Source organism: Streptococcus devriesei DSM 19639 (genome assembly GCF_000423725.1).
Lineage (GTDB): Bacteria > Bacillota > Bacilli > Lactobacillales > Streptococcaceae > Streptococcus > Streptococcus devriesei.
Map to the genome: position 1 here is coordinate 439,318 of NZ_KE384084.1, position 6,259 is coordinate 445,576.

General features: G+C 44.4%; 4 protein-coding genes. 2 read left to right on the forward strand and 2 right to left on the reverse strand.

Annotated elements, in window-relative coordinates; genetic code table 11:
- Positions 1–27: 27 nt before the first annotated feature.
- Together uvrB and G573_RS0108240 are read right to left on the reverse strand one after the other, a co-directional pair.
- Entirely contained in the window at positions 28–2,019 is a 1,992-nt protein-coding gene (gene uvrB / locus G573_RS0108235) for an excinuclease ABC subunit UvrB (protein WP_027976282.1), read from the reverse strand.
- A gap of 73 nt (positions 2,020–2,092) precedes the next feature.
- Positions 2,093–3,019: a CPBP family intramembrane glutamic endopeptidase gene (locus tag G573_RS0108240; RefSeq protein ID WP_027976283.1), complete on the reverse strand. Its 927-nt coding sequence runs from the start codon at positions 3,017–3,019 to the stop codon at positions 2,093–2,095.
- A gap of 184 nt (positions 3,020–3,203) precedes the next feature.
- Here G573_RS0108240 and G573_RS0108245 point away from each other — a divergent pair, with 184 nt between their 5' ends.
- The gene (locus G573_RS0108245) at positions 3,204–5,387 is read left to right on the forward strand and encodes an ABC transporter substrate-binding protein/permease (protein ID WP_027976284.1); all 2,184 of its coding nucleotides are present in this window, start codon (positions 3,204–3,206) and stop codon (positions 5,385–5,387) included.
- Positions 5,387–6,127 (forward strand): amino acid ABC transporter ATP-binding protein, encoded by a 741-nt coding sequence (locus tag G573_RS0108250; RefSeq protein ID WP_027976285.1) that lies wholly within the window; start codon positions 5,387–5,389, stop codon positions 6,125–6,127. Before G573_RS0108245 ends, G573_RS0108250 begins: the two co-directional genes overlap by 1 nt.
- The last annotated feature ends 132 nt before the right edge of the window (positions 6,128–6,259 follow it).

Sequence of the window (6,259 nt, forward strand, 5' to 3'; positions counted from 1 at the left end):
CCTCTTTCTGCGTTATTTCTTGAATAGCTAATCCATCGCCTTCAGCTCCAGCACCATATCGCGGAGTTCGGCAGCCAGCTCAAAGTCAAGCAGTTCGGCCGCTTCCTGCATTTGTTTTTGCAGCTTCTTGATGACTTCTTGGCGTTCTTTTTTGTTCATAGCGCTGTAGTCCACTTGCTCTTCAGCCACATCGCTTTCTGTTGATTTGCTGATGGCGATAAGATCACGAATATCTTTTTTGATGGTTTGGGGAATAATGCCATGCTCTTCATTGTAAGCCATCTGAATTTGCCGCCGGCGGTGCGTTTCATCAATAGCCTTTTTCATGGACTGGGTCACCGTGTCAGCGTACATGATAACATGACCCTCACTGTTTCGTGCCGCCCGGCCGATGGTTTGGATAAGGCCACGCTCATTGCGCAGGAAACCTTCCTTGTCCGCATCGAGGATCGCAACTAAGCTAACTTCCGGTACGTCAATACCTTCGCGCAGCAGATTAATCCCTACAAGCACATCGAAAACGCCCAGACGCAGATCGCGGATAATTTCGGTCCGCTCCAAGGTCTTGATGTCCGAGTGCATATATTTGACCTTGACACCCATTTCCTTGAGATAGTCGGTCAAGTCTTCTGCCATTTTTTTCGTCAGAGTGGTGATAAAGGTTCGTTCGCCTTTTTCGGCACGCACGGTGATTTCACCCAGCAAGTCGTCCATCTGTCCCATGGTCGGCCGGACTTCCACTTCCGGATCGAGAAGGCCTGTCGGACGAATGATTTGCTCAACGATCGTATCTGTCTGTGCCAGCTCATAATCTCCCGGAGTGGCAGACACGTAAACAATCTGATGAACATGGCTTTCAAATTCTTCCCGGCGCAGCGGACGGTTGTCCAGGGCACTCGGGAGACGAAAACCATAGTTGACCAGCATTTCTTTACGTGAGCGGTCGCCATTATACATCCCCTTAATCTGCCCCATGGTCATGTGGCTTTCATCAACCATGATCAGAAAGTCCTCAGGGAAAAAGTCCAGCAGCGTATAGGGCGGCTCGCCTTCACTTCTTCCGTCCATATGGCGGGAATAGTTTTCAACACCGTTGGTATAGCCCATCTCCCGCAGCATTTCGATGTCATAGTTGGTTCTTTGTTTCAATCGCTGAGCTTCTAAGAGCTTACCTTCTGATTCAAAGAGCTTGAGCTGTTCTTTCAATTCCTCTTGAATCCTTGCTATGGCAATCTCCATGTGCTCGTCATTGGTCATAAAGTGAGTCGCCGGGAAAATGGCTAAATGATCGACTTCTCCTAAGACACGGCCGGTCAGACTTTCAATCTCCCGAATACGGTCAATTTCATCGCCGAAAAATTCAACACGAAAGGCATGCTCGTCTCTGGAAGCAGGAAAAATCTCAACCACATCGCCGCGCACGCGAAAACGGCCGCGCTGAAAATCGATGTCATTGCGCTCAAACTGAATATCAACTAAACTATTAAGTAGCTGATCCCTAGAAATTTCCTGACCCGGCCGCAAACTGACAACGCTGTCCGCATATTCCTTAGGCGAACCCAAACCATAAATACAGGACACAGACGCTACCACGATAACATCATTGCGCTCAAGTAGGGAGGAAGTCGCCGAGTGGCGCAGTTTGTCAATCTCATCATTGACCGAACTGTCTTTTTCGATATAGGTATCGCTGGAAGGCACATAAGCTTCCGGCTGATAGTAATCATAGTAAGATACAAAATATTCTACGGCGTTGTCAGGGAAGAATTCTTTAAATTCTCCGTAAAGCTGGCCGGCCAAGGTTTTATTATGGGCGATGACAAGAGTTGGCTTATTGACCCTTTGGATCACCTGACTCATGGTGTAGGTCTTACCCGTACCGGTTGCTCCCATCAGGATTTGCGCTTTCTCACCGCCTTCAATATTATCCACTAACTGTTCAATGGCCTGCGGCTGATCGCCCGACGGCTGGTATTTAGAAACAAGTTTAAACTGGTTATTTTCTGTCTTATCTATCATTCACTGCCACCTCATTTTTCTATTCTCTATTTTATCATAAGAAAAGCCTAAAAGAAAAAGCCTGAGTTCAAAATCAAGCTTCTTTATAAATAGAGTTACTCTCTTTTTTGAGCAAAAGAGTAAGTATGACGATAGCTGCCAAAAGAACCAAACTGGTCAGGAGACTTCCTTCTGTTCCAAAGGCACCACCTGAAATCCAGTCAGCCGCGCCGGCTTTGCTAGCAAAGTGAAATAAAGATGTCCCTGCACCCTGTCCGCTGACAGCTACTCCATAGAGATTACCCTGGGTAAAATTCCAGGCACCGTGCAGACCGGCAACGCCCCAAAGGTTATCTGTTTTTAACATATAAAGTGCCATAAAAACACCTGATAAAATAATACTGAGAATTGAAAAAACGGTCACGTGGCTGTTCGCTAAGTGCATAAGTCCAAAAAGACTGCTGGAAATCCCGACAGCTGCCGCAAGATTGCTGCGCTTATTAATCAGGGGCAAAAGCCAGCCTCGTGTCAGCAGTTCTTCTGTCCCGCCCTGAATAAACCAAAAAGGAATAGTTGAAAGAACAGACAAAACAGCGGCTGTAGAAAAATTAACAGACCGCAATTCGACACCGCCAAAAAGGTAAGTTAGCAGAAAAGCTGCAGAAAAAACAAGCATGCCTACACCCCAGCCTTTGACGATATCCTTGATCCAATTTTCTCTGAATAAGCCCAAGCTAGAAATTGGACGCTTTTCAGCCCACTTCACCCAAGCAAAGACCAAGAGAGCAACAAAGAAAAACAAGGATAACTGGAAATACAGGCTGCTAAAAGCCACAGTAAGACTGAAACCTGTCGGATTGATGAGGTAAAGCACCATTATCGGCAGAGACAGCATTGCTCCCCCGACAAAACTCCCCAGAAAAACAAAGAGATAGACCATGATACAAGCTAAAATGATAAAGAGCCAGTTGGGTAGTTTCTGATAAAAAAGCGTGGGTGCCTCTAAAATTCTTTTTTGCATAGATGATTTTTTCCTTTAACTATTTTGGCAAAGATGCCTTATAATATCTTGCAATTTACACTTTTTCCCCTTAAAAGTCAATATCAGTTCTATGTTATGTTTTCTTACATAGTGTGCAGGGCTGTTCTTGCCTAAATCTGTAATATTTGGTATAATAAGGTAATTTTTATGAAGGAGTACGAACATGAAGCGAAAGATATTTGCTCTTATGACAGCATTTTTGACACTGGCTTTTATGTTTGGCGCAAAAGTTTCTGCTGATACGATCAAGATTGTCTCAGACTCCACTTATGCACCATTTGAATTTAAGGACAGTGACCAGGTTTATAAGGGAATTGACGTAGATATCATCAAAAAAGCAGCTGAAATCAGCGGCTGGGACTATAAGATGACTTTCCCGGGATTTGATGCGGCGGTCAATGCCGTCCAGTCCGGTCAGGCTGATGCTTTGATGGCAGGAACAACTGTCACCAAAGAACGTAAAAAAGTCTTTACGTTTTCAGATACTTACTATGACACCAAGATTGTCATTGTTACTCGCAAAAAAGACAAAATCACTAAGTACAGTCAGCTCAAAGGAAAAACGGTCGGTGTTAAAAACGGGACAGCAGCTCAAAGCTTCCTCGAAAAAAAGAAGGACAAATATCACTATAAAATCAAATCCTTTGATACCGGCGATTCCATGTATAACAGCTTAGAATCTGCTTCTGTCGATGCTGTTATGGATGATAAGCCCGTTGCCCAATATGCCATCAATCAGGGGCAAAACCTCCGCATTGAAATGGACGGAGAACCTATCGGCAGCTTTGCTTTCGCTGTCAAAAAAGGCAGTAAATACGAATACCTCATCAAAGATTTCAACAAGGCCTTAAAACAAATGAAGGCTGACGGCACCTATGATGAAATCATGAACAAGTGGATTTCTTCTAAGTCTGCTTCTGCTGCTGCTAATTCACAAACCACCGGCAATGCCAAGGCCAAAGCAAAACCGGTTAAAAGCAGTTACAAGATTGTAATGGATTCTTCTTTTGCTCCCTTTGAATTTCAAAATGACGGCGGTAAATATGTCGGGATTGACGTTGATCTGATCAAAGCCATCGCTAAACAGCAGGGCTTTAAGATTCAAACGGAAAATCCGGGCTTCGATGCTGCTCTTAATACTGTTCAGTCAAGTCAGGCAGACGCTGTTATGGCAGGGATGTCCATTACTGACGAGCGCAAAAAAATCTTTGATTTTTCCGACCCTTACTATACATCAAATACACTATTAGCTGTCCGTAAGGGAAGCGACCTTGTGTCTTACAAAGATTTGAAAGGCAAAAAAGTCGGTGCCAAAAACGGAACTGCTTCTTATGCTTTCCTCGAAAAAAATAAAGATAAGTACGGTTATACCTTAAAATCATTTGACGAAGCGTCAACCATGTATGATAGCTTGAATTCCGGTTCTATTTACGCCCTTATGGATGATGAAGCAGTCCTTAAATATGCTATTCAGCAGGGACGTAAATTTGAAACACCGATTCCGGGTGAAAAGTCTGGAGAATATGGTTTTGCTGTTAAAAAGGGCAATAACCCTGAACTCATCCAAATGTTTAACAACGGCTTAGCTGCCCTTAAAAAATCAGGTCAGTACGATAAGATCATCAACAAATACCTGTCTGATGACAAGCAAGATGCTAAATCCAAATCAGCCGTTGATGAATCTACCATTTGGGGGCTGATTACCAACAATTACAAACAGCTCCTCTCCGGCCTTGGAACAACCCTGAGCTTAGCGCTTCTGTCATTCGGCCTTGCCCTGATTGTCGGCATTATCTTTGGTATGATGAGTGTCAGTCCTTACAAGGCACTGCGTATTATCGCTGCTGTCTTTGTTGATGTAGTGCGCGGTATTCCGCTGATGATTGTCGCTGCCTTCATCTTCTGGGGAATTCCTAACCTGATTGAGTCTATTACTGGTCATCAAAGTCCTATCAACGACTTCGTAGCAGGTACCATTGCTCTGACCTTAAACGGCGGTGCCTATATTGCTGAAATCGTTCGCGGCGGTATTGAGGCTGTTCCAATCGGACAGATGGAAGCCAGCCGCAGCTTGGGTATTTCTTATAAGACGACCATGCAAAAGATTATTCTGCCGCAGGCCTTCAAAATGATGCTGCCTAACTTCATCAATCAATTTGTTATTTCACTTAAGGATACCACCATTATCTCAGCTATCGGACTGATTGAGCTTTTCCAAGCCGGCAAAATCATCATCGCCCGCAACTACCAATCATTCCGCATGTATGCCATTCTTGCTCTGATGTACCTTGTAATCATTACACTCTTGACACGTCTGGCAAAACGCTTAGAAAAGAGGATTAAATAATGACTGATTTAAAAATTGATGTTCAGGATTTGCATAAATCTTTCGGACAAAATGAAGTCCTCAAAGGCATTGATGTACAATTTAAGGAGGGAGATGTTGTCTGTATCATCGGTCCTTCGGGTTCCGGAAAATCAACTTTCCTGCGGACGCTGAACCTCCTCGAATCTGTTACCAGCGGCAAGGTTATCGTTGACGGTTATGAGCTCTCAGACCCTTCTACCAATGTCGATAAAGCTCGGGAAAATATCGGAATGGTTTTTCAGCACTTCAATCTTTTCCCGCACATGACCGTCCTTGATAATGTTACTTTTGCCCCGATTGAACTCGGTAAAGAATCTAAAGAAGAAGCTCAAAAGCACGGTATGGAGCTTTTAGAAAAGGTTGGTCTGTCTGACAAGGCGCAGGCTTACCCCGACAGCCTCTCAGGCGGTCAGAAACAGCGTGTCGCTATCGCTCGCAGCCTCGCCATGAGTCCTGATATTATGCTCTTTGACGAACCGACATCAGCTCTTGACCCTGAAATGGTCGGGGATGTTCTCAATGTTATGAAAGATCTGGCAGAGCAAGGCATGACCATGCTGATTGTCACCCATGAGATGGGCTTTGCGCGCAAGGTCGCCAACCGTGTTATCTTTACCGATGGCGGCCAATTTCTGGAAGACGGCACTCCGGAACAAATCTTTGACCACCCACAGCATCCGCGGCTCAAAGACTTCTTGGATAAAGTGCTGAATGTTTAATGTGTTAAGTTTATCTGTGACTAAAGTCACTAGCTAAACTATGCAAGGTCCTATAAGACCTTGCTAAACACCTTACTAGTAAAAAAACTTAGTTATTGTCGAACTAAGTTTTTTTACGTCGTCATATCAGCC